This is a genomic window from Leisingera sp. ABD4_442 (assembly GCF_056160905.1).
The window spans coordinates 1-22,233 of record NZ_JBSWYB010000020.1 but is presented as its reverse complement, the minus strand read 5'-3'; the positions used below and the strand labels follow the sequence as shown (position 1 = coordinate 22,233).

Below are 22,233 nucleotides of genomic sequence, written 5' to 3'. Positions count from 1 at the left end.
TGCCGCATTTTTACCGCCAAAATCAGCGGTTAATCGTCGCGGTGGACCTTTTCGCGGCGCTCGTGGCGCTCCTGCGCTTCCAGGCTCATGGTTGCGATCGGACGCGCATCCAGACGCTTCAGCGAGATCGGATCGCCGGTCACTTCGCAGTAGCCGTACTCGCCCTCGTCGATGCGGCGCAGCGCCGAGTCGATCTTGGCAACCAGCTTGCGCTGGCGGTCGCGGGTGCGCAGCTCCAGCGCGCGGTCGGTCTCTTCGCTGGCACGGTCGGCGACATCCGGGATGTTGCGGGTGCTGTCCTGCAGCCCCTCGATGGTGTCGCGGCTGTCTGCCAGCAGATCCTGCTTCCATTCCAATAGTTTACGTCGGAAATACTCAAGCTGCCGTTCATTCATGAACGGCTCATCTTCGGCCGGGCGGTAGTCGTCCGGCAGAAACACTTCTTGCTTCATTTCGGCTCCTTCGGTCTGGCCCATAATGCTGGTCATAATTTGCACCTGAACATTTTGGCTCCCCCTCTGCCGCAGCGTTTATCCCTATCGGGAAGGAATGTCACTACACAATAGTGGCGCCGTTTGGTTAAAAGCGTGATAAGAACACGGCAACCATGGCGGATACGGGAAAGATATGCAATTTCAGGGCACTAAGGAATATGTCGCAACAGATGACTTGAAAGTTGCAGTCAATGCGGCGGTGACGCTGGAACGCCCGCTGCTGGTCAAGGGCGAGCCCGGCACCGGCAAGACCGAACTGGCCAAGCAGGTTGCAGAGGCGCTGGGGCTGCGGATGATCGAGTGGAACGTGAAATCCACTACCCGCGCCCAGCAAGGTCTTTATGAATACGATGCCGTGAGCCGCCTGCGCGACAGCCAGCTGGGCGAGGAGCGTGTGCATGATGTGAAGAACTACATCAAGAAGGGCAAGCTGTGGGAGGCGTTCGAGGCGGACGAGAAGGTCGTGCTGCTGATCGACGAGATCGACAAGGCCGACATCGAGTTCCCCAACGACCTGTTGCAGGAACTCGACAAGATGGAGTTCCACGTCTACGAGACCGGCGAGACGGTCAAGGCGAAGCACCGCCCGATCATGATCATCACCTCCAACAACGAGAAAGAACTGCCGGACGCCTTCCTGCGCCGCTGCTTCTTTCACTACATCCGCTTCCCCGACGCGGAAACCATGAAAAAGATCGTCGCGGTGCATCACCCCGGCATCAAGGAGGCGCTGCTGACCGCAGCGCTGACCCAGTTCTATGAAATCCGCGACACGCAGGGGCTGAAGAAGAAACCCTCCACATCTGAGGTGATCGACTGGCTGAAGCTGCTGCTGGCGGAGGATCTGAGCCCTGAGGATATCGCCCGCGACGGCGCCAATGCGCTGCCCAAACTGCACGGGGCGCTGTTGAAGAACGAGCAGGACGTGCATCTGTTCGAACGGCTCGCCTTTATGGCCCGCGGGCGGCGCTGAAGGCGCAGATAGGCGGCGCAGCGCCGGGTGCTTTGCCCGGCGCCTGCCTGTTTCGCTTCAAATTGCTGCCGCATTCCCCTATCAGAGGAAAGTGAGCCGGGCAGCACAGCCCGGGCTGAGAGGAGACGCCCGCTTGCCCGCTGACACCGCCCCGGTTTCTACCCGCACCGTCCGATGGCCCGGCCTGCGCGGGCCGCGCGCGCTGCACAGGGCAGCCGCGGCAGCGGTATTGGCCGTGCTGGCTGCCTGCACCGCGCCGCCGCAGCGCACCGAGGCCCCGACCCGCGCCGCGCCGGCACAGCTGGCGCTGCCGCCGGTCAAAGTCTTCACAAACAGCCGCCCGGCGCCGCCGCAACGCGCCAACGCCGAGATTGCCCGCGATTTCCTGGACCTGCATTTCCGGCTGGAGGGCGGCAGCGCCCTGCCCCAGTTCACCCGTTTCGAGACCCCGATCACCCTGCAGGTGACCGGCGAACCGGCGCCCGGGTTCAACCGCGATCTGACCTCGCTGCTGACGCGCTTGCGGGGCGAGGCCGGCATTGACATCCGCCGCGTCTCCGGCGGCGGCGCCTATATCACCATCCAATCGGTCTCCCGCGCGGAGATCCGCCGCGCCCTGCCCAAGGCAGCCTGTTTTGTGGTGCCCAATGTCTCCTCCCTGGCGGAGTTCCGGCGCAACCGCCGCAGCCCGCGCACCAATTGGTCGCTGCTGCGCAGCCGTGAGAAGCTGGCGGTCTTCATCCCCAATGACACCAGCCCGCAGGAGGTGCGCGACTGCCTGCACGAGGAGCTAGCGCAGGCCATCGGCCCGCTGAATGACCTGTACCGGCTGCCGGATTCGATCTTCAATGACGACAATATCCACGCGGTGCTGACCGGGTTCGACATGCTGATCCTGCGCGCGACCTATGCGCCGGAGCTGAAGACCGGCATGACCCGCGAGCAGGTCGCTGCCCGCCTGCCCGCAGTGCTGGCGCGGCTCAACCCGCGCGGCAGCAGCCGCCGCAGCAATCCCCTGCCCGCGACGCCCCGGGCCTGGGCCGCCGCCTTTGAGCAAGCGCTGGGACCGCAGGCCGCGCTGCGGGAGCGGCTGCGCGCCGCCAACCGCGCCGCCGCCATTGCCCGCGACCTGGGCTGGCAGGATCACCGCCGGGCGCTGAGCCATTACACGCTGGGCCGGATGCTGCACATCCGCGAGCCGGAGCAGGCGCTGCAGCATTTCCTGACGGCGCAGCGGTTCCTGAAGGAGATCCCCGGCACCGGCATCCATCAGGCCAAACTGGCGGTGCAGCTGGCGGCCTATGAGGTGGCAACCGGCGACGGCGCGGCGGCGCTGGCCCGGCTGGCACCGGCCATTTCCGCGGCAGCCGGGCATGAAAACGCCTCACTGCTGTCGACCCTGCTGATGCTGCAGGCAGAGGCCCTGGATCTGGAGGACCGTACCGTCGAAGCGCGCCGGGTCAGGCTGGACAGCCTGGGTTGGGCGCGTTACGGGTTTGGCCCGGATTGGGTCGTCGAGGCCCGGCTGGAGGAGGTTGCCGCGCTGCGCCCCTCTGCCCCCTGACCCGGCGGCGCGCAGCCGCCTGAGCCTGTTGTGACAAGAGACGGATAAGACCATGATCGTAATCATTGCCGTGCTGCTGGGCGCCCTCACCGGTGCGCTGAAGGCCCGCAAACGTGGCGGCAACACCCTGGACATGCTGCAATACGGGGCTGTCTATGCCATTGTTTTTGGTATTCTCGGCCTGCTGGCAACCATTTTGACCCACCGGGTGCTGGCGTAACTGCAGTCAGAGGCCCGCGATGTTCCAGCCCTTCTTTGAAAACCTGCGCCAGGCGTCCATTCCAGTCAGCTTGCGCGAGTATCTGACCTTTCTCGAAGGCATGAAGGCGGGGCTGGCGACCTATGATATCGAGGCGTTCTACTTCCTCGCCCGCGCGGCGATGGTGAAGGATGAACGCAACATCGACAAGTTCGACCGCGCCTTTGCCGCCACCTTCGAAGGGCTGGAGGCGATCCCGGCTGAGGCTGTGATGGAGGCGGTGGACATTCCCGAGGAATGGCTGCGCAAGATGGCCGAAAAGCATCTGAGCGCGGAGGAAAAGGCAGAGATCGAGGCGCTTGGCGGCTTTGACAGGCTGATGGAGACACTGAAGGAGCGGCTGAAGGAGCAGCAGGGCCGCCATCAGGGCGGCAACAAGTGGATCGGCACCGCGGGCACCTCGCCCTTTGGCGCCTATGGCTATAACCCCGAGGGCGTGCGCATCGGCCAGGACAAGAGCCGCCACCAGCGTGCGGTCAAGGTCTGGGACAAGCGCGAGTTCAAGAACCTCGATGGCGATGTCGAGCTGGGCACCCGCAACATCAAGGTGGCGCTGAAACGGCTGCGCCGCTGGGTGCGCGAGGGGGCGCAGGAGGAGCTGGATCTGGACGGCACCATCCGCTCCACCGCCGAGCACGGCTATCTGGACGTGAAGACCCGGCCGGAGCGGCACAATGCGGTTAAGGTGCTGCTGTTTCTGGATGTGGGCGGCTCAATGGACCCGCATATTCAGGTGGTGGAAGAGCTGTTCTCGGCTGCGCGGGCCGAGTTCAAGCATCTGGAATACTATTACTTCCACAATTGCCTCTATGAGGGTGTGTGGCGCGACAACCGGCGGCGCTGGAACGAGAAGATCCCGACCCATGAGGTGCTGCGCACCTACGGGCCGGATTACAAATGCATCTTTGTGGGCGATGCATCGATGAGCCCTTATGAGATCGCCTATCCCGGCGGCGCCAATGAGCATTGGAACGAAGAAGCGGGCCAAGTCTGGCTGCAGCGGGCGCGGGAGGCCTGGGCAGCGCACCTGTGGATCAACCCGGTGCCGGAGAAATTCTGGGACTACACCCATTCGATCGGCATGATCCGGGAGATTTTCGAGAACCGGATGGTGCCGATGACCCTGGACGGTCTGGAACGCGGTATGCGCGAGCTGTCGCGCTAGGCGGTTTTTCTCAGACCGCCGGGGGGCTCCCGCGCCTGCGGGTGCCGCGGCTGGCGGCGCTGCTCCCTGGCAGCCTTGGGCATGGCATTCTGCCTGCCAGGGGCAGGCAGAATGCGCGCCGGACCACCGGGTCCGGTGCCGGGCCCAACCGGGCGGCCGGCATTTCCAATGCAGGCCAAACGGGCGGGAGCGTCCCTTTGGCGGCGCTGGCTGCGGACAGAGCACTTGATTGCAAGCACCTGAAACCTTAGCTCTTTCACTCATGAGCAGTCAGTCCCCCGGAACCATAACCGGCCCGGTGCTGATCCTGGACGGGATCCGCGACGGCCAGATGCAGCTTGCAGCGCTGTTCATTGCGCCCAAGGGCCGGCCTGTGCCGCCCCTGACCGTCAACGGCTGCGATATCCGGCCCGCTTGCCTGGCAGAATATGCGGAGGCCAGCGTGCTGCGGGCCCGCTTTGCGCTGCCTGCGGATGGCCCGTCCGAATACCGCTGGAATGGCCAGGCCTTCGCCGTTGCTGGCGGTTTTGGCGCCGGCATGCGGATTGCCTTTGCCTCCTGCAACGGGGAGGAGCACGGCGATATGGAGCGCGATGGGCCGGAGCGCAACGCCATGTGGGCAAGGATGGGCGCGGAACACGCAGAGCGGCCGTTTTCGCTGCTGCTGCATGGCGGCGATCAGATCTATGCCGATGAGGTGACGGAGGGCCACCCCCTCAGCCGGGACTGGCCGGGCCGCGTTCCGCGCGACCCTTCGCGCGAGGATCTGGCCAGCCTGCACCGCCATTTGCGGGAGCGTTTCCTGCAGCGCTACCTGGCGGTTTACGGCGCCCCGGAATTTGCCTGGCTTGCGGCGCGGGTGCCGTCGCTGATGCAATGGGACGACCATGACATCTGCGACGGCTGGGGGTCCTTGCCGCGCTCGCGCACCTATTCGCCTGTGGGGCAGACGCTGTTTGCAGCGGCGCGACAGGCGGCGCTGCTGTTCCAGCACGGCTGCTGCGACGGTGATTTGCCCGCACGCTTTGGCGACCCGGCGGGCACCCATCTGGGCTGGTGTGTCGAGGCACCGGGTCTGCGCCTGCTGGCGCCCGACCTGCGCTCCGAGCGCAGCCGGCGGCGGGTGATGGCACGCGGCGGCTGGCGGATGATGAAGGCTGAGGCTGAACGCCCGGCGCCCGGCCGCACCCTGCTGGTGTCGAGTGTCCCGCTGCTGGGGCCGCGGCTGTCGCTTCTGGAGCTGCTGATGGTGCTGATCCCGAAGATGCAGAAATACGAGGACGACCTGCGCGACCAATGGCAAAGCCGGGCGCACCGGGCGTCCTGGCGGCGGATGCTGCGGCTGGTGCGGGACATGGCGGCGCGGGACGGCCAGCAGGTCACTGCGGTATCGGGTGAAATCCACCTGGCCACCCGGGGCGAGATGGACCTGGGCGGCGGCAAGACATTACACCAGCTGGTGGCCTCCGGCATATCCCACCGTGCGCCGCCCAAGGCCTGGGCGCGGGCGCTGGGGCTGCTTTCGTGGCTGGGCGACGCGCCGCTGCCGGGCCATCCCATCCGCATCCGCAGGATCCCCGGCCAGCCGCACCGCTATGCGGCAGAGCGCAACTACCTGGTGCTGGAGCGCAATGGCGCGGCGTGGACTGCTGCCTGGGAGTTCGAGACCTCCGGCCGCTCTGCGCCGCTGCCGCTCTAGGCGGCTTATGGGACAGGCGGATTGCCGCCGCCCCGCCCCTTTCTGCCTGCAGCCGCAGGCGGTTCCCCCGCGGAATTCCGCCGCCCGCCGCGGCTTCCGGCGCATGTCCGCCGAGGCGGAGGCAGCGCGGTTGAACGGGCAGCCTGCCTGACGCTACGCAAGAGGAAAACAGGCGGCCCCAAAGCCGCATTTCCCGAGCAGGAGCATCGCGTGAGCGTGCCGCATCAAGACATATCCCCCCGTGGCAGCGCGCCTGCCGCAAGCGTCAAGCCGTTCCAGATCCGCGGCCGCTATTTCACCGCTGTTGCCCTGCGCCCGGAGGACGGGCCGCTGGACCAGGCGTTTTATGCAGCACTGGACGCGCAGCTGCGCTGGAGCCCGCATTTCTTTGACGGCGCGCCGGTGATCCTGGATCTGGCGCAAGCGCCGGGGCTGAGCCGCCCGGCAGAACTGCGGGCGCTGGCCGACAGCCTGCGCAGCCGCGGGCTGGCGGTTTTCGGGGTGCAGAATGCCTCGCCCGCGCAGGCCGCGGCGGCAGAGGATGCCGGGCTGATCCATCTGGCCAGCGGCAAGGACGCGCCGCTGAACACCGAAGGGCAGACGCGGCCCGGCCCCCGCCGGGAGCTGCCCAAGAAACTGCGCCCGCCGCAGAACAGGCTGATCACCCGGCCGGTGCGCTCCGGCCAGACGGTGGTGGCAGAGGGCGGCGATCTGGTGGTGGTCGGCCCGGTCAGCTCTGGCGCAGAGCTGATCGCGCGCGGCAGCATCCATGTCTATGGCCCCCTGCGCGGACGCGCCATGGCCGGCGCCGAGGGCGACGAGGAGGCGCGGATTTTCTGCCGCAGCCTGGATGCGGAGCTGCTGGCAGTCGCCGGGCTGTACAGGACAAGCGAGAATTTGGAGCCGGAGCTTTTGAACCGTCCGGTGCAGGTGTTCCTGCAGGACGGGCGGCTAAGTGTGGAAGCCCTGGGATGAGCGCCGGGGCAAGGAAGGCAGGACAATGAGCAAGGACCTGAAACTGGAGGAGCCGCTGGGCCGGGTGATCGTGGTCACCTCGGGCAAAGGCGGCGTCGGCAAAACCACGACATCCGCCGCAGTGGGCGCCGAACTGGCGCGGCGCGGCCACAAGACGGTGGTGATCGACTTTGACGTCGGATTACGCAACCTGGACATGATCATGGGCTGCGAGCGCCGGGTGGTCTTTGACTTCATCAACGTCATTCACGGCGACGCCAAGCTGAAGCAGGCGCTGATCCGCGACCGGCGGCTGGAGAACCTGGCAGTGCTGCCCACCTCGCAGACCCGCGACAAGGATGCGCTGACCCGGGAAGGGGTTGAAAAAGTGCTGGAGGAGCTGCGCCAGGAGTTCGACTACATCATCTGCGACAGCCCCGCAGGCATTGAGCGCGGCGCCCAGATGGCGATGCATTTCGCCGACGAGGCGATTGTGGTGACCAACCCCGAAGTATCCTCTGTGCGCGACAGCGACCGGGTGCTGGGGCTGTTGAACAGCATTACCGAGCGGGCCGGCAGAACCGGCGCCGAGCCGGTAAAGGCGCAGGTATTGATCACCCGCCACGACAAGGCCCGCGTCGACAGCGGCGAGATGATGACGGTAGAGGACGTGCTGGAGGTTCTGGCGGTGCCGCTTCTGGGGATTATTCCCGAAAGCAAAGCGGTGCTGCGCGCCTCCAACCTGGGTGTGCCAGTGGTGCTGGATGACCCCTCGGCGGCCGCCGCTGCCTATGAGGATGCGGTGGGCCGGCTGATTGGCGAGCAGATTGAGATGCGGATTGCCGCTGACCCGCGCCGCGGCTTCCTGCAGCGGCTGTTCGGCCGGGCGGTATAGGCGCATGTTCGGATTTTCCCTCCGCCCCCGCAAAGCCTCGGCCAATACAGCCAAGGAACGGCTGCAGATCCTGCTGGCGCATGAGCGCAGCGGCAGCGGCGGCGCCCGCCCCGATTGCCTGCCGCAGCTGCAGCGTGAAATCCTTGAGGTGATCCGCCGCCACATGCAGATCGGCGATGAAGCCATCGACATCCGCATGGAGCGCGGCGATGAGTTGTCGAGCCTGGAGATCAACATCGAGTTCCCTGGCAAGCAGGGGCTGAACTGATCCTGGCCCGGCGCTGGCCGCGGCCCGCCGGATCTGCCTCCGGGCAGCCCCGGCAATTTATCTAAATTCCGGCGCACAGTCCCCACCCCGACCCGCGCCGGAGTAAGGGCCGGTTAATCCGGCCCGTGGTGTCATGGGCCTTCCGCATTTTTCCGCAGAAGGCCCATGACCGTTCAAAACCTCCCGCCCCGCCCGGAAGCCGCCGCGCCCCGGGACACACTGCAGCTGGGCGAATTGCTGGGCGCGCTCAGCCATGCGCTGGATCTGACCGAGGGCCAGCCCAAGGGCCACTGCGTGCGCTGCTGCTGGATCGGCATGCAGGCAGCGGCAGAGCTGGGGCTGGCGGCGCAGGCGCGCTCGGATCTCTATTTCACCCTGCTGATGAAGGACCTGGGCTGCAGCTCCAATGCGGCGCGGATCTGCCAGCTGTATCTGACCGACGATCTGTCCTTCAAACGCAACTTCAAGACCGTCAGCGGCGCCCGCCAGGGGGTGGAATTCCTGCTGCGCAACACCGCGCTGGGGGCCAGCCCGCTGCAAAAGCTGAAGACGCTGGGCCATGTGATCGCAAAGAACGATCAGCTGGCCGGGGAGCTGATCGAGACCCGCTGCAACCGCGGCGCAGCGATTGCCCGGCAAATGCGGTTCTCCGAGGCCGTGGCAGAGGGCATCGCGTCCCTGGATGAGCATTGGGACGGCGGCGGCCAGCCGCTGGCGCTGAAGGGCGCGGCGATCCCGCTGTTTGCCCGGATCGCGCTGATGGCGCAGGTAACGGATGTGTTCACCGTCTCGCTGGGGGCAGAGGCCGCCGCAGCGGAACTGGAGCAGCGCGCGGGCAGCTGGTTCGATCCGGACCTGGTGCCGGTCTTCACCGCGCTGATCCGCCAGCCCGGATTTGCCGCAGCGTTGCAGGATCCGGGGCTGGAGGCAGAGGTCTTTGCCACCCCGCAGGCCCGCCACATCCAGCCGGTGGACGAGGACTACCTGGATGAGATCGCCCGCGCCTTTTCGCAGGTGATCGACGCCAAGAGCCCCTTTACTCATGGCCATTCCCAGCGGGTGGCGCGCTATACCGGGCTGATCTGCGGCCAGCTGGGATACACGCCGGAACGGCGGCGCTGGATGGTGCGGGGGGCGTTGCTGCATGACATCGGCAAGCTGGGGATTTCCAACACCATCCTGGACAAGCCAGGCAAGATGACCGATGCGGAGTTTGCGCAGATGAAGCTGCATCCGGTGCTGGGCCATGAGGTGCTGAGTCGGATTGCCGCCTTTCAGGAACTGGCGGATGTCAGCGCCGCCCATCATGAACGGCTGGATGGAAAGGGCTACCCCTATGGCATGATCGCAGAGCAGCTGACCACGGACATGCGGATCATGGCGGTGGCCGACATCTTTGACGCGCTGACCGCCGACCGCCCCTACCGCGCGGCGCTGCCGCTGGAACAGACCTATGCCATCATGGATGATCTGGCAGGCCCCGGCATTGATCCCGAATGTTATGCCGCCCTGCAGGATGCGGTCACATCCAGCGGCTGGCCCTCCAGCCGGGACAGCCTGGGTACCGAGCCGGAGCTGGAAAGCGTATTGCCCGCAAAAACCGCTTGAGCCCGGCCCCGCCAGCCCCCATATCTGAGACATGCTGCGCCTTGCCCCGATCCTGCTGGCCGTTCTTTATGGCCTTGTGATGTACCGGATTTCTGTCTGGCGCACCCACCGCGAGCTGGACCAGCGTTCGACCGAGCTGGCGGATGCGCGGCTGAAGGGGCTGACCGACCGGCTGGCGGCCGCCTTGGGGATCGCCCGCATTCCGGTGCATATCTATGAGGTCGACCCGGTGAACGGGCTGGCAGCGCCGGACGGGCGGATCTTCATCACCCGCGGCTTTTACCGCAAATACCAGAACGGCGAGGTGAGTGCTGAGGAAATGGCCTCTGTCATTGCGCATGAGCTGGGACATGTGGCGCTGGGGCACGCGAAGAAACGGATGATCGATTTCTCCGGACAGAACGCGCTGCGCACCGCGCTGATGATGATCCTGGGCCGCTACATCCCCTTTATCGGACCGTGGATTGCCGGGGTCTTGACCGGCCTGCTGGCCGCCCGGCTGTCGCGCGGGGATGAATATGAGGCGGATGAATATGCCGCCGCGCTGCTGACCAAGGCGGGCATCGGCCTGGCACCGCAGAAAAGCCTGTTTGCCAAGCTTGAGGAACTGACCCAGGCGCGCGCGGGCATGGCGCCGGCCTGGCTGATGAGCCACCCCAAGACCGAAGAGCGCATCGCCGCGCTGGAGCGGCTGGAAGCGAAATGGGCCAAGGGCTGAGATTGCGGCTGCGGCAGAGTTGAGGGGCCGGCCCCTCAAACTCCCCGGAGTATTTCAGGAAAGATGAAACCGCAGGCCGCGCTGCCAGAGGTGCGGTGTTAATGTACGTCGTATTCCTGTTTGAACCCTTGCAGCGTGCCGCCCTCGACCATGTAGTCCAGGAAGATCTGCCGCTGATAGCCGTCCAGTGCATTCAGGAAACGGACTTCTTCGCCGGTCAGCTCGCGGCGGCTGTAGCCCTGATCGTTCAGGCATTTGTCAACCGCGCGGCGCTGGCCGTTGGCGCGGATCCCCTCTTCGTTTGCGGCGATGATGGCCGGCCCGATGACCAGCCCGCCCCACAGCACGCTGGCGACATAGCTGCCGGTCACCGCGTCCTTGCCGCCCTTGGGTGCGCGCGGTGCGCAGGCGCGCATCGCCTCGCGGGCTTCGGCAATCGATTTGCCCGGCTGCGCAGGCACCGAGGGGCCGATGGCCGGCCCGCAGGCAGAAACCGTCAGCGCGGCGGCAAGTGCGGCAGCGGTCCCGGCCCGGAGCGGCGGCTTGGATGATGACGCGCTGTAACGAAGCTTGCGGAGCATGGCAGACCTCCCCGGGCCGTGGAACTGAAATATCCAAGCGGGGCGCCTTGCCCCGCTCATTTTTCATATTGCTAATACGGGTTTATACGGCGGGCCAGCCTGCTGTGCTGCAAATCGGAACTAAACCCCAAGGTGTGATCCAGTTGACGCGCTGCGGCGCCGGACAGCCCTTGGCTCTGGCAGCATCAGGGTGCGGAGGCCAGCGCCTTGGCGAGCCTGGGCAGGCGAGCTTTCTTCAGCAGCGGGCGGATTTCCCAGCTGCCGCCCGACAGACGGTTGGCCTCGGCCAGCACCTCTGCCCCCAGAGCCTCCATACCGGCGCTATCCTGCAGCCAGAAGCCATAGAGCACCTCGTCGGGGCCAAGGCGCTGCAGCCCTTCCTCGGCCAGGGTGTGGCGCGGAAAGTCCTTGTTGTTGACGGTCACGATGGCGTCGGCGTGGCCCGAGATCGCGGCGGCCAGCACATGGGTGTCGGCGCTGTCGGGCAGCCAGAGGCGGGCCTCAACCGCCGGTGCGGCGGGTACTTCGGCCTTGGGCCAGCGCGCGCGGATCAGGGCAATCTCTGCCGCGGCCTGCGCCGCGCCTGCGGGGCCGAGTTTCAGTGCGGCGCGCTCCCACTCCCCCAGGATGCGGGCGGACCAGAGCGGGGTGAATTGGCCAAGGCGCGCTGCGCCCAGCAGCATCTCCCGCATAACTGTCGGGTAGAGAACGCAGGTATCCAGGAGCAGCTTCACGGGCGCGTCAGTCCAGCCGGAAAAACACAGCCTTCAGATAGCCGCTTTCGGCCAGCTGCGGCAGCTGCGGGTGGTCGGGGCCTGCGTATCCGGTGTGGATCAGCGCAGCCCGGCGGCCGCCCTTGCCGATGCCGCGGGCCGAGGCGTTGCGGAAGCGGGTGAGATCGGCGGCATGCGAGCAGGAGCAAAGGCCGAGATAACCGCCGGGTTTCACCAGAGGGGCGGCCAGTTTGGCGACCCGTTCATAGGCACGCAAGCCCGCCTCCAGCGCCTGTTTCGAGGGGGCGAATGCGGGCGGGTCGCAGATCACCACGTCGAAGGTCTCGCCCTCCTGCCCCAGTGCGGCCAGCACCTCAAAAGCGTCGCCCTGGCGGGCAGTGAAACGGTCCTGGACGCCGGCAGCCGCAGCCCCCTGGGCCGCCAGTTCCAGCGCCGCGGCGGAGCCGTCGACGCAGGTGGCTGCCCCTGCCCCGCCCGCCAGCATCGCCAGGCCAAAGCCCCCGACATGGGAGAACACATCCAGTACTTTGGCACCCGGCGCGGTGAGGCGCGCGGCAAAAGCGTGGTTTTCGCGCTGGTCGAAGAACAGCCCGGTTTTCTGGCCGCCGGTGAGGTCGGCCATATAGGTGGCACCGTTCATCATGACCGGCACCGGTGCGGCCGGGGCCTCACCCAGCAGGGTCTGGTTCACATCGTCCAGCCCTTCCAAGGACCGGGTGCGGCCGGATGCGTTTTTCAGGATCACCTCCGCGCCGGTTACCTCGGCCAGAGCGGCGGCGAGCATGTCCAGATGCGCCTCCGCCCAGGCGGCGTTGGGCTGCACCACGCAAGCCGCGCCGAAACGGTCGATCACCACACCGGGCAACCCGTCGGATTCCGCATGGACCAGCCGGTAGAAGGGCGCACCATAGAGCCGCTCGCGCATGTCCTGCGCGCGGTTCAGGCGGGCAGCAAACCACGCCTGATCAATCACAGCCTCCGGGTCGCGGTCGAGCATCCGGGCGATGATCTTGCTTCCGGGATTGACCGAGACCAGCCCCAGGGGCGTTTGCGCCTCATCCTCCAGCACCGCCAGGGTGCCGGGCGCCAGCTTGCGGGTGCGGCGGTCGGTGACCAGTTCGTTGGCGTAGACCCAGGGAAACCCGTGCCGGATGGCGCGGGCGTTGGATTTGGGCTTCATTTTCACGCGGGGGCGCTGGGGCGCATCGGAGGAGGCTGTCATGAGTGTCTCTTAGCCTTAAGCCCCGAACAGGAAAAGGGGCCGCTTGGCCCCTTTCGCAGAAGTTTCCGGCCGCCCGCCGGTTTATTGCAGCGCCTGCAGCAGGCCCAGGCGGGGGTTCTGATAGCTGCCGGGTTTGGTCAGTTCCTGGCGGATCACATTGGCCAGGTGGCCGGTGATGCGCACCTTCTGGGTCTGGCCGCGGGACATGGCTTCCAGGGCGCGGGCGCCGCCAAAGGCCTTGAGATCGGCATCAATTACCTTTTCCGGGCGCAGCAGCGCGCCGGTGGCCGGATCGGTGAGGCGCATCTTGAAGGTAATGGCGTGAATGCCGCCGGTGGTATAGCGCGCCTTTTGGGTTAGAGCGTGAAAGCGCTGCAGCTCGATGTGCAGGTCGGCGCCGATCGGGCCATCCAGACCGGTGCTGCCAGCCACCATCGCGCGCTGCACGATGGCCTGCACCTGGGCGTGGCGGTCGCCATAGGGGTCTTCGCGCCAGACAATATCGCCCTTGGGCAGGTAGCTGTTGGCCTCCGACACGCTGAGCGCACGCGGCACATCGACGGTGACACTGCTGACGCGCAGGGCCGGAACCGGGTCGATCTGAGGCAGGCTTTCGTAACCGTCGGGCACGCTGACCGCGGCATCCGGAACCGGTTCAAACGGCAGGTTGCGCGAGGCCACATCCACCTGTGCGCAGGCGGAGGCCAGCAATCCGAAAGAGACAAGCGCGAGGCCGCGGAAGATGTTCATGACTCTGCTCCTTACCGTTTTGCAGCCGCTGCCGGGTGAGGGTCCAGCAGGCGGGGTCAACAGCAAGGTGCCGGTCAATCCGGGCAGAAATGGGACAATTTAAGTCCAATTTAGCGAAAATTTAACGAATGTTGACGGGCAGCTAACTTTTGCCTCTGCCGCCCCCTGCCAAACTGCCGCCCCTAGGATCCTGACCCTAGCGGTCGCGCGAGCGCCAGCCGCCGCGGCGCCGCGGTTTTTCGGAACCGGCCAGCCCGTCGCGCAGCACCGTTGTCATCGGGTGATCCGGATTGGCGCTGCCGTAGGTATCCAGCAGGACCTGGATATCGGCGCGGCTGTCCCGGGCCGCATCCATGCCCAGAGCCCAGTCAAAAAAAATGCTGCGGCATTGGGCATCGGTGATGCCCTCGATGCGGTAGGATTCATAGATCAGACCGCGCGGGTCCTGTTCAGTGCTGCCCTTCTTCATGCGCCCCTTCCCTTTCCAAGGCCTGTGCAATCAGCGCGCCACAGCGGCTGTAGCGGGCCTGCAGCTCCTGCTCCAGCGCATCCAGCCGGGCATATCCGGTGGTGCGGCAGAGGAACTGCGCGCCGCCCTCGCCGATGGTGTCCGCCGTGATCGGCTTGGCGGACAGCAGCCGCGCTGCGCATTGCACGGACCAGAATAGACGGTAACTGGCGGCCAGGTATTCTGCGTCCGCGTCACTCAGCCATCCGGCAGCGACAGCCCCGCGCAATCCTGCCGCCACATCACGCGCCACCGAAGCTGAGGTCAGCGTGCCGGCCTGGGAGATCAATTCAATATCCATCATCCGTCCCGGCCCGTTCTTGGCATCCCAAACCCCGGCCGGGGCCTTGGCCGCAGCCAGGCGCGCGCGCATCTGGGCGACCTCCTGCAGCACCTTGCCGCGGTCGCGCGGCTGGCTGAGGAAACTGGCGCGGAAGCCCTCGATCTCAGTTGCCAAGCCGGTCTGCCCCACGATCACCCGGGCGCGGGTCAGGGCAAGGTGCTCCCAGGTCCAGGCCTCGTTCTGCTGGTAATGGGTGAAGCCGGCAAGGCTGACGGCCACGGGGCCTTGCGTCCCCGACGGGCGCAGGCGCATGTCGACCTCGTAGAGCTTGCCCTGGGCCATCGGCGCCGACAGCGCCGTGACCAGCGCCTGGGTCATGCGGGCGAAATAGGGCCGCGTCGCCAGAGGGCGTTTGCCGTCGGACATTTCCGCCTGGCCCGGGTCGTAGATCACGATCACATCAAGGTCGGACTGCGAGTTGATCTGCCCTGCCCCCATCGAGCCCATTGCCAGCACGGCCGCGCCGCGCCCCGGCGGGTTCCCATGCTTTTGCGCGAAATGCGCCACCACTTCTGGCGTCAGGCCGGCGATCACCACTTCGGCCAGTTCAGCATATTGCGCGCCCGCCTGCTGGCCGTCGATCAGTCCGCGCAGGTGATGCACGCCGATCCGGAAATGCCATTCCTTGCACCAGCGGCGGGTGGCGTCGAGCCGGGCCTCATAATCGCTTTCCTGGGCCAGGCGGCCGGCAAGTTCGGCCTTCAGCTTGCCCGCACCGGGCCAGAGATCAAAGAAGGAGCCGCCGATCACCGCGTCAAAGACGCCCGAGTTGCGCGACAGGAAGCTGGCCAGCTCCCGCGAGGTGCCCGCAATGTCGATCAAAAGGTCGATCAGATGCGGATTGGCGCCGAACAGCGAAAACAGCTGCACCCCGGCGGGCAGGCCCGCCAGGAAGCCGTCCAGCGCCACCAGCGTTTCCGCGGGCTTGGCGGTTTTGGCGACGCGCGACAGCAGTTCCGGCTTGAGCCGTTCAAAGATCTGCGCGCCGCGGCTGGTGCGCAGCGCCGGATAGGTGGGCCAGCGGGCGATGATGGCGCCGTCCAGCTCTGCCGTGTCTTCCGGCAGCGCTGCAGGCGCCGGGCCTGCACCGGCACCGGGGGAGAAAAACCCCTCGGTCAGCTCATGCACCTCTTCCAGGCGGGACCTGATTTCGGACTGCAGCTCTGCCGGATCGCGGTCCATCAGGCAGGCGATGCGGGCGATGCCGTCTTCGGACTTGGGCATCTTGTGGGTCTGAGCGTCATGCACCATCTGGATGCGGTGCTCGACCTCGCGGTGCGCGCGGTAGTGGGCGCTGAGGGTTTCGGCCGCGTCCGGCGGCACCCAGCCCTTGCCGGCCAGTGCCGCCAGCCCCTCAACCGTTCCGCGCAGGCGCAGATCCTCGTCACGCCCGCCGGCGATCAGCTGCCGGGTCTGGGTGAAGAACTCGATCTCGCGGATGCCGCCGCGGCCCAGCTTCATATCGTGGCCCGGCACGTTCAAGGCGCCGCCGGTGCCCTTGTTCTCGCGGATGCGCAGGCGGATGTCGTGGGCGTCCTGGATCGCGGCAAAGTCCAGATGCCGCCGCCACACAAAGGGGCGGAGGGTATTCAGGAACCGCTCCCCCGCCGCAATGTCGCCTGCGCAGGGGCGCGCCTTGATATAGGCGGCGCGCTCCCAGGTGCGGCCCAGGCTTTCGTAGTAGCGCTCCGCCGCTTCCATCGCCAGGCACACGGGGGTCACCGCCGGGTCCGGGCGCAGCCGCAGGTCGGTCCGGAACACATAGCCGTCGCCAGTCCGGTCGCTGAGGGCGGCGCACATGTTCTTGGTGGCGCGCACCATGCCCTGGCGCGCCTCATAGAAGTCATCCGGGTCGAAACGGGTTTCGTCGAAAAGGCAAATGAGGTCGATGTCAGAGCTGTAGTTCAGCTCATGCGCGCCCATCTTTCCCATCGCCAGAATGGTGAGGCCGCCTGCGGTTTCCACATCGTTCTCCGTGAGGCCCGGCAGCTTCTTGCGGCGGATCAGAGTGGCGATCTCCGCCTTGATTGCCACATCTGCGCACAATGCCCCGAAATCGGTCAGCGCGCCCGTCACCTGCTCCAGGCTCCAGCCGCCCGAGAGATCGCAAAGCGCGGTCAGAAGCGCCAGCCGCCGCTTGGCCTGGCGCAGGCCCGGTTTCAGCTGCGCGGCGTCCAGCGAGCGGCAGTCCGCGAAAACACGCTGCAAGGCGGCGTCCGGATCCTCCAGCGCCTCCGGCAGCCAACCGGCCTCACGCGCGGTTAATTCCTTCAGATAGGGGCTGGAGCCGCAGGCCCCCGCCACCAGATCTGCCAGACCGCCAGACAGTTCCGGCACCAATGCGCGGCCTTCCGCGCCGAGTTCCGGGTCAAATGGGCGGGGGATGCGGGAAATCTTCAAGGCAGTTGTCATGGCCAGAGACTGTGCCGCGGGCCAATGCGCGTCAATGGCTGAATTGCCGCGCTGCCGCATAGGTTTACCTTAGGTCAGGAATACCCGAATAGGTAAAAATTCAATTAGAATGTACCTTTAGTTCTACGGTTATGCTCCCGTTGCGGAGCCGTTTCGAAGTAAAGAGTGTTTTGTTTCCTGGGGATGCCCGGCCGGCTCAGTGGTTTCAGACCGGTTCCGGCAGCAGCGGTTTCCGCGTTGCAGTTCCCCATTCTCCGGCCAGGCAACCGGAGCATAACCGCGCATCCCCTCCTGAACCGGCGTGAAACATGGTCTGTGTTAGGAGACACTTGATCTTACAGTAGCCGGAAGCGGCCGGATGTACCCGGTTGGGGCCAAAAAAGAGGGTTTTAAGAGGGCTTGAACATGGAATGAGGCCCAGAGCGTTTGCTCTTCAGTACCCGGCAAAACGGCCGATATGTTGCTTGAAGGCAAATCTGGGACACCTTCCGTTGCAAACTCTTAAACACGCTTGAAAGGCCCGTAAAACAGGGTTTTGACGCAAATGCGGCAGCAGGAGGCCTGCTGGCATCAGGTTCCCGAATTTGGAACCGGCCCAATAAATTACGGAACATCTCCAAGAGCAAGAATAACAATTCAAAATTAACAACTTAGAAACATTCACGCACTATTGCCTGGCAACTGTATTTCTCAGACTCTGCAAGCAATCCATATCTGACGGGATTAGACGAACTCAGGATTTGATCCGAGGATCAATTCAACTGAAAGCAGGCAGCATGAACTCTAAGCAGCATGCCATCTGTAACAGCCAGAGCCGGCCGCTCAGACTGTTCGTCGCCGCCGGGCGAGTCAGCGGGTACATTGGAGCATGGGTACTGCTAAGCAGCTTGCCGAAGGTGAAGTGGCTCCTTGGCGATAAAGGCTGCGGCGCCGGCTGGTTCAGAGAAGCATTGAACGACAAAGGGATACGCGCATGCATCCCTGATCGGAAGAAGCAGGTCAGATACAGCAAACGCCGCCGCAACCGCCCCACTCGCGGCATTGCTGTGCAATGCACTGCCGGGCAGTGATGCCAGGTCATGCCCGGCAGGCTGAAAGACTGGCGGCCCGTCGCAACATGTTACAGCCCCTCTCGGCGATGCTTTGCGTTGCCTGCCGGCAGTGGATGCCCAAAGGTGTTTCTCTCCGCCATCGATCTGGCTGCACCGGTCATCTGCTGGCTCTGAAACTCAATGCGTCCAGACACCAGACCGTCTCAGGGCGGCGGCGATGCGGAGTTATACAACGTAAAAAGCCCATGCCAGCCATTGGCACCTGATAGCCTTTCGCAGCTGCAGCAGAGCGCAATTGGCGTTCGCCGGACCTCCGGTGAGATCCGCCAAGGGTGGGACCGCTGGGATTTGCTCTGGTTCGAAAGGCGGCTGAAACGTGACCGGTTCTCCTGGCCGGCGGCACAAGGCAGCCCGGTCAGCCTGATGCCCGCTCAGCTGTTGATACCTCTGGTGGGGATTAACTGGCTGTTCACGCAGCGAATTCCCTCGCTCGGCTGATGCAAAAAGCCGTTTCAGCGTCATGCCAGATGGCTCTTTCTGTGCAGTCTGGGTTGAAGACGGCGAAGTTTGGCTCGGCGGGTACAACACGGCCGGCGCAGAAACCATTGAACCGGTCCGGGTGAACGCCGAAAACCTGGCCGGATCGGACATCCAGCCGAACCTCTCGGTGAATGACGACGGAAACATCGTGGTGACCTGGAAACACCGGGATGGCACCGGCAACGACGGCGTTTCCTATCTGCACGGCAAGATCTACAATCCGGACGGGTCCGTTGCCGTCGAACAGTTCGAAATTTCCGGCTACCAGGATGCCCGCCACTTCGAGATGTACAATGACGTGCAGTATCTGCCGAACGGGCAATTTGTCGTGGCATGGCATACCTACCCGGCGGAAGATTATGTTTCGGGACACTACCAGCATGACATTTTCGCCCGGATCTACAATTCCGACGGCACCGCCGCGACAGAGACGTTCCTGGTCAATCAGGAGACCGGCGATCAGCAATGGGACATGAACATCACCGTGATCGGCGGCGGAAGCTTTATGATCTCTTGGAGCAGCGAGCAAAGGGAGGGCGGCCAGACCTATGACGTCGCCGGGCGGATCTACGACCTTGAAGGCAATGAAACGGATGCGTTCTTTGCCTGTGAGGACGGGATCACGGAAATTGACATTCTGGACCTCCTGGCCAACGATGTTCTTCTTGACGCCGAAGGTTTTGTATTCCGCCTGGAAGGCGGGACCAGCGAGCTGGGAGCCGGGCTGACCTACGAAGCGGAGCTGGGGATACTGTTGTATGACCCGACCGCCGCCGGAGACATTAGATCCCTTGCCAAAGGTGAAACGGCCGAGGACCGTTTCAGCTACAGCTTCGAAGACGTCTACGGCAACAGCAATTCCGCGGAGGTCACCATTGTCGTGGGCGGTGTGGAAAGTGATCAGTTTTTCTAGCAATGTGTTTATGAGACCACCTGCCCGGTCCCGTTACAACGTGATCCGCTGAGCGAGTTGGCAGCCGCCCCGGGCGTCCGTGCAACAGCCGTTACTCTGCTAGGAGACACTTCATATTGCAGTAACCGGAAGAGGCCGGATAAACCTGGAAGAACTTGGATAGTGCCCCAAAAGAAAGATTTTAGGCAGGTTTCAACCAGGAACGAGGCCCGGAGCGGTTGTCCTTCAATACTCAGCAAAACGGCCGTTATGGCGCCTGAAGACAAATCCGGGACACTTCCCATTGCAAACTCCCGAATACCCCTGAAAGACCCGTAAAATGGAGTTTTAACGCGGGAGCGGCGGCGGGCCGGTTCCTGAGACCACGTTCACGAACGTGGAACTAGCCCCAAAAATCTGCGAACGCTATCCAGAGCAGGATTAGCTCATAAAAAACAGCACCATATGGAAGAACCGCGGCTCAAACAGAACTAAGGGCAATTTAGGCTGGATCGAAGGTGGTCTTCCCCTGTTCAGCCCCTCCCATTTTGCAGTGCCTTCACACCATAAGGAACATTGCGCCCACTCCGGCACGCACGAAACTGCTCCCCCGGTGTAGCGAAAGCATCAGCACCGAAGTTATCGGCACCACTCCGCGCGCGCCCGGCATCCCCTACAGGAAGCCATCGAAATCGACTTCGAAATAGTCGAAGCGCGCCGGCTCGTTGCCATCCCTGTTGATTTCGAACGACACCAGGTCGCCAGTGTTCAAGGCGATGTTGTCCACAGACGCCACCCTGAAGCTGTCGGGCGAGGCCGTGCTGCCACCAGCATCCGCATCGAAGTTTACCGACCCGGCCAAACCGCCGTTCACCAGCACGGAGAGTTCCGACTGCCCGTCGTTTTCGTCGAAGATGCCGAAGTGGAACTCGTAGAACCCGGAGATCTCGTCGAACAGATATGTCGCGATCTGAAGCAAATCGTCTGTCGCCTTGATCAGCTCTCCGCCAGAGGCAAGCGGGTTGCTTTCAACAGTCAGGTCCTCCGTCGTCAGCACAAGGTCTTCTGCTTCAACGCGGAACAGATCCGGCGGATCGTCAGCCCCGCCCGGCTCCGTGACGGTAAAGACAAATGTGTCTGATGCAGAGTTCAGATCGTCGTCTGTGGCGGTCACGGTAATGGACGTTCCACCCGATGGCGGTGCGCCTGGGGAGACGTCGAATTCACCATTGGCAAAGGAAACGCCAGACGGCAGCGTATCTGCGGTATAGGTGAGGCTGTCCCCGTCCACATCGCCGAAGTTGCCGGTGATATCGAGTGAGTCACCCGGTTCGAGCCGGGCATCCAGAATAGGGTTCGCGACGGTGGGAGACGTGCTGTTGAGAGCGGTAAACGCAGAACTCGCCCCGCTCGCGCTCGGGTTGCTGCCATCGCGGTAGATTTCGAAGTAGTCGATGTGCAGCCCAACGCTGCGGCCGGCAATAATCACGTCATAGAGACCCGCTTCCGGGAAAACGACCTGATTGTCGCCGCTGCTTTCTGCAATCGCGCTCATGTTGTTGCCGAAGGCACCAGAGTTGTTGGCATTCACAACCCGGGCAAAGCCCTGGTTGAAGTCGCCATCTTCCCCGGCACCATTCGGCCGCAGATCCCCTAGCGTGACTGAAGGGTCGGCAACTGAAACAACATTGAAACGCAGATCATTCTGCTGGTCGTTTCTAATAGCGTTCGGCCCGGAAAAGTTCAGTTCATCGCGGGTGACCCGGAACCGCCAGTTGAAGGCTTCACCGGCCTGTTCCTCCGGGACCATGATGCGGTAGACCAGCTGATTGTCCCCGTTTCGGGCAAAGGGGTTGTTGACGATGCTAGTGTCATTGGTCAGGCCCGTGTCCTCGACATCGCTGACGGCGCCCGGAATATCATTTGTAAACACAAAGTACCCGTCGCCTTGCTCCAGAGTATTGTTGTCGTTCGGCGCGCCGCTCTCAACAAACACGAAGGCATCGTTTGACCCGCCGCGGATCTGCGCCACCCCGGCACCGCCGAGGTCCTCAATCTGGATCTTGTAGCGGAATCCGGACCCCGCCCCCACGCCGTTGAAATGGCCGTCGCTGGTCACTGGGGGCTGCCCGTCATCCGGCAGTGCCGCGGTGAAACTGGTGAGGGAGGTATTTGCCGCTGCGGCGTTTCCGCTTGTGTCCAGGACTTCACCCGCCAGCAGGGCTACGGTGTAGCTTCCGTTGTCAGTGAAGTCCCAGGTGCTGCCGGGGGCGTCCACCGTGTAGGTCGCGGTGCGCGGCGTGCCGTCGCTGCCTGTATCAAGGCTGACTTCGCTCACCGTCAGCGGGCCGCCCGGGCCGGTCACCGTGATGTTGCCAGTATCAATGCTTGAAACGTCTAATGCCTCATCATCTGAGTAGACAACCGTGATCTGTGTTTCTGTGCTGCCATCTTGTGCTGCGCCCAAGTTAGGCGCCGAGGATGATTGAACCTCTGGCGGTGTGATATCCGGCGGCACTGACAGATCGACGGTGAAGCTGTCCAGCGCCGCGTCTGCCGCGGCGGCGTTGCCGCTGGTGTCCAGCACCTCATCCGCCAGCAG

At 64.4% G+C, this 22,233-nt stretch carries 20 protein-coding genes and 1 pseudogene; 13 read left to right on the top strand and 8 right to left on the bottom strand.

What is annotated here, in order from left to right:
- Window positions 1-29: 29 nt before the first annotated feature.
- The gene (gene dksA, locus ACXAHG_RS14890) at window positions 30-452 is read right to left on the bottom strand and encodes an RNA polymerase-binding protein DksA (protein ID WP_036762180.1); all 423 of its coding nucleotides are present in this window, start codon (window positions 450-452) and stop codon (window positions 30-32) included.
- 175 nt (window positions 453-627) lie between these two features.
- On the opposite strand from dksA, the gene ACXAHG_RS14885 reads away from it, so the two are divergent.
- The 10 genes from ACXAHG_RS14885 (at window position 628) to ACXAHG_RS14840 (ending at window position 10,597) form a co-directional block, all read left to right on the top strand.
- Window positions 628-1,467: an AAA family ATPase gene (locus ACXAHG_RS14885; RefSeq protein ID WP_475043738.1), complete on the top strand. Its 840-nt coding sequence runs from the start codon at window positions 628-630 to the stop codon at window positions 1,465-1,467.
- A 184-nt stretch (window positions 1,468-1,651) separates the two neighbouring features.
- Window positions 1,652-3,031 (top strand): DUF2927 domain-containing protein, encoded by a 1,380-nt coding sequence (locus tag ACXAHG_RS14880; protein WP_475058585.1) that lies wholly within the window; start codon window positions 1,652-1,654, stop codon window positions 3,029-3,031.
- A 52-nt stretch (window positions 3,032-3,083) separates the two neighbouring features.
- Complete coding sequence (locus tag ACXAHG_RS14875) at window positions 3,084-3,251, top strand: hypothetical protein (protein ID WP_475043739.1); 168 nt, start codon at window positions 3,084-3,086, stop codon at window positions 3,249-3,251.
- A gap of 19 nt (window positions 3,252-3,270) precedes the next feature.
- The gene (locus ACXAHG_RS14870; protein WP_475058503.1) at window positions 3,271-4,455 is read left to right on the top strand and encodes a vWA domain-containing protein; all 1,185 of its coding nucleotides are present in this window, start codon (window positions 3,271-3,273) and stop codon (window positions 4,453-4,455) included.
- Window positions 4,456-4,717: 262 nt separating this feature from the next.
- Window positions 4,718-6,154, top strand: coding sequence for an alkaline phosphatase D family protein (locus tag ACXAHG_RS14865; protein WP_475058500.1), 1,437 nt, complete (start codon window positions 4,718-4,720; stop codon window positions 6,152-6,154).
- A gap of 210 nt (window positions 6,155-6,364) precedes the next feature.
- Window positions 6,365-7,129 carry a septum site-determining protein MinC gene (gene minC, locus ACXAHG_RS14860; RefSeq protein ID WP_475058497.1) on the top strand — a complete coding sequence of 255 codons (765 nt, stop codon included), beginning with the start codon at window positions 6,365-6,367 and terminating at the stop codon, window positions 7,127-7,129.
- Window positions 7,130-7,154: 25 nt separating this feature from the next.
- On the top strand, window positions 7,155-8,003 hold the full coding sequence (gene minD / locus ACXAHG_RS14855; RefSeq protein WP_475043745.1) for a septum site-determining protein MinD: 849 nt from the start codon (window positions 7,155-7,157) through the stop codon (window positions 8,001-8,003).
- Window positions 8,004-8,007: 4 nt separating this feature from the next.
- Entirely contained in the window at window positions 8,008-8,271 is a 264-nt protein-coding gene (gene minE / locus ACXAHG_RS14850) for a cell division topological specificity factor MinE (RefSeq protein ID WP_475043746.1), read from the top strand.
- Between the two features lie 165 nt (window positions 8,272-8,436).
- Entirely contained in the window at window positions 8,437-9,879 is a 1,443-nt protein-coding gene (locus ACXAHG_RS14845; RefSeq protein ID WP_475058495.1) for an HD-GYP domain-containing protein, read from the top strand.
- 31 nt (window positions 9,880-9,910) lie between these two features.
- Window positions 9,911-10,597, top strand: coding sequence for a M48 family metallopeptidase (locus ACXAHG_RS14840; RefSeq protein WP_475043749.1), 687 nt, complete (start codon window positions 9,911-9,913; stop codon window positions 10,595-10,597).
- A gap of 98 nt (window positions 10,598-10,695) precedes the next feature.
- Here the strand turns inward: ACXAHG_RS14840 and ACXAHG_RS14835 are convergent, their stop codons facing one another.
- From ACXAHG_RS14835 to ACXAHG_RS14810, 6 genes are all read right to left on the bottom strand, one after another.
- Window positions 10,696-11,178: a hypothetical protein gene (locus tag ACXAHG_RS14835; protein WP_475043750.1), complete on the bottom strand. Its 483-nt coding sequence runs from the start codon at window positions 11,176-11,178 to the stop codon at window positions 10,696-10,698.
- Between the two features lie 185 nt (window positions 11,179-11,363).
- Window positions 11,364-11,912: an RSP_2648 family PIN domain-containing protein gene (locus ACXAHG_RS14830; protein ID WP_475043751.1), complete on the bottom strand. Its 549-nt coding sequence runs from the start codon at window positions 11,910-11,912 to the stop codon at window positions 11,364-11,366.
- 7 nt (window positions 11,913-11,919) lie between these two features.
- Entirely contained in the window at window positions 11,920-13,134 is a 1,215-nt protein-coding gene (locus ACXAHG_RS14825) for an RSP_2647 family RNA methyltransferase (protein ID WP_475058493.1), read from the bottom strand.
- A gap of 81 nt (window positions 13,135-13,215) precedes the next feature.
- Entirely contained in the window at window positions 13,216-13,884 is a 669-nt protein-coding gene (locus ACXAHG_RS14820) for a DUF6778 family protein (RefSeq protein WP_475058490.1), read from the bottom strand.
- Window positions 13,885-14,080: 196 nt separating this feature from the next.
- A complete protein-coding gene (locus tag ACXAHG_RS14815) occupies window positions 14,081-14,353 on the bottom strand; it encodes a hypothetical protein (protein WP_475058487.1) in 273 nt (90 codons plus the stop codon).
- Complete coding sequence (locus ACXAHG_RS14810) at window positions 14,334-17,147, bottom strand: [protein-PII] uridylyltransferase family protein (RefSeq protein WP_475058485.1); 2,814 nt, start codon at window positions 17,145-17,147, stop codon at window positions 14,334-14,336. Before ACXAHG_RS14810 ends, ACXAHG_RS14815 begins: the two co-directional genes overlap by 20 nt.
- Window positions 17,148-17,917: 770 nt before the next feature.
- On the opposite strand from ACXAHG_RS14810, the pseudogene ACXAHG_RS14805 reads away from it, so the two are divergent.
- From ACXAHG_RS14805 to ACXAHG_RS14795, 3 genes and pseudogenes are all read left to right on the top strand, one after another.
- A pseudogene (locus ACXAHG_RS14805) lies at window positions 17,918-18,373 on the top strand (hypothetical protein); the annotation flags it as partial.
- 6 nt (window positions 18,374-18,379) lie between these two features.
- Complete coding sequence (locus ACXAHG_RS14800) at window positions 18,380-18,697, top strand: transposase family protein (protein ID WP_475058482.1); 318 nt, start codon at window positions 18,380-18,382, stop codon at window positions 18,695-18,697.
- A 22-nt stretch (window positions 18,698-18,719) separates the two neighbouring features.
- Window positions 18,720-19,652 carry a hypothetical protein gene (locus tag ACXAHG_RS14795; protein WP_475058479.1) on the top strand — a complete coding sequence of 311 codons (933 nt, stop codon included), beginning with the start codon at window positions 18,720-18,722 and terminating at the stop codon, window positions 19,650-19,652.
- Window positions 19,653-20,304: 652 nt separating this feature from the next.
- On the opposite strand, the gene ACXAHG_RS14790 is transcribed toward ACXAHG_RS14795, so the two are convergent.
- A partial coding sequence (locus ACXAHG_RS14790; protein ID WP_475058476.1) for a putative Ig domain-containing protein occupies window positions 20,305-22,233 on the bottom strand: 1,929 nt, incomplete at its 5' end.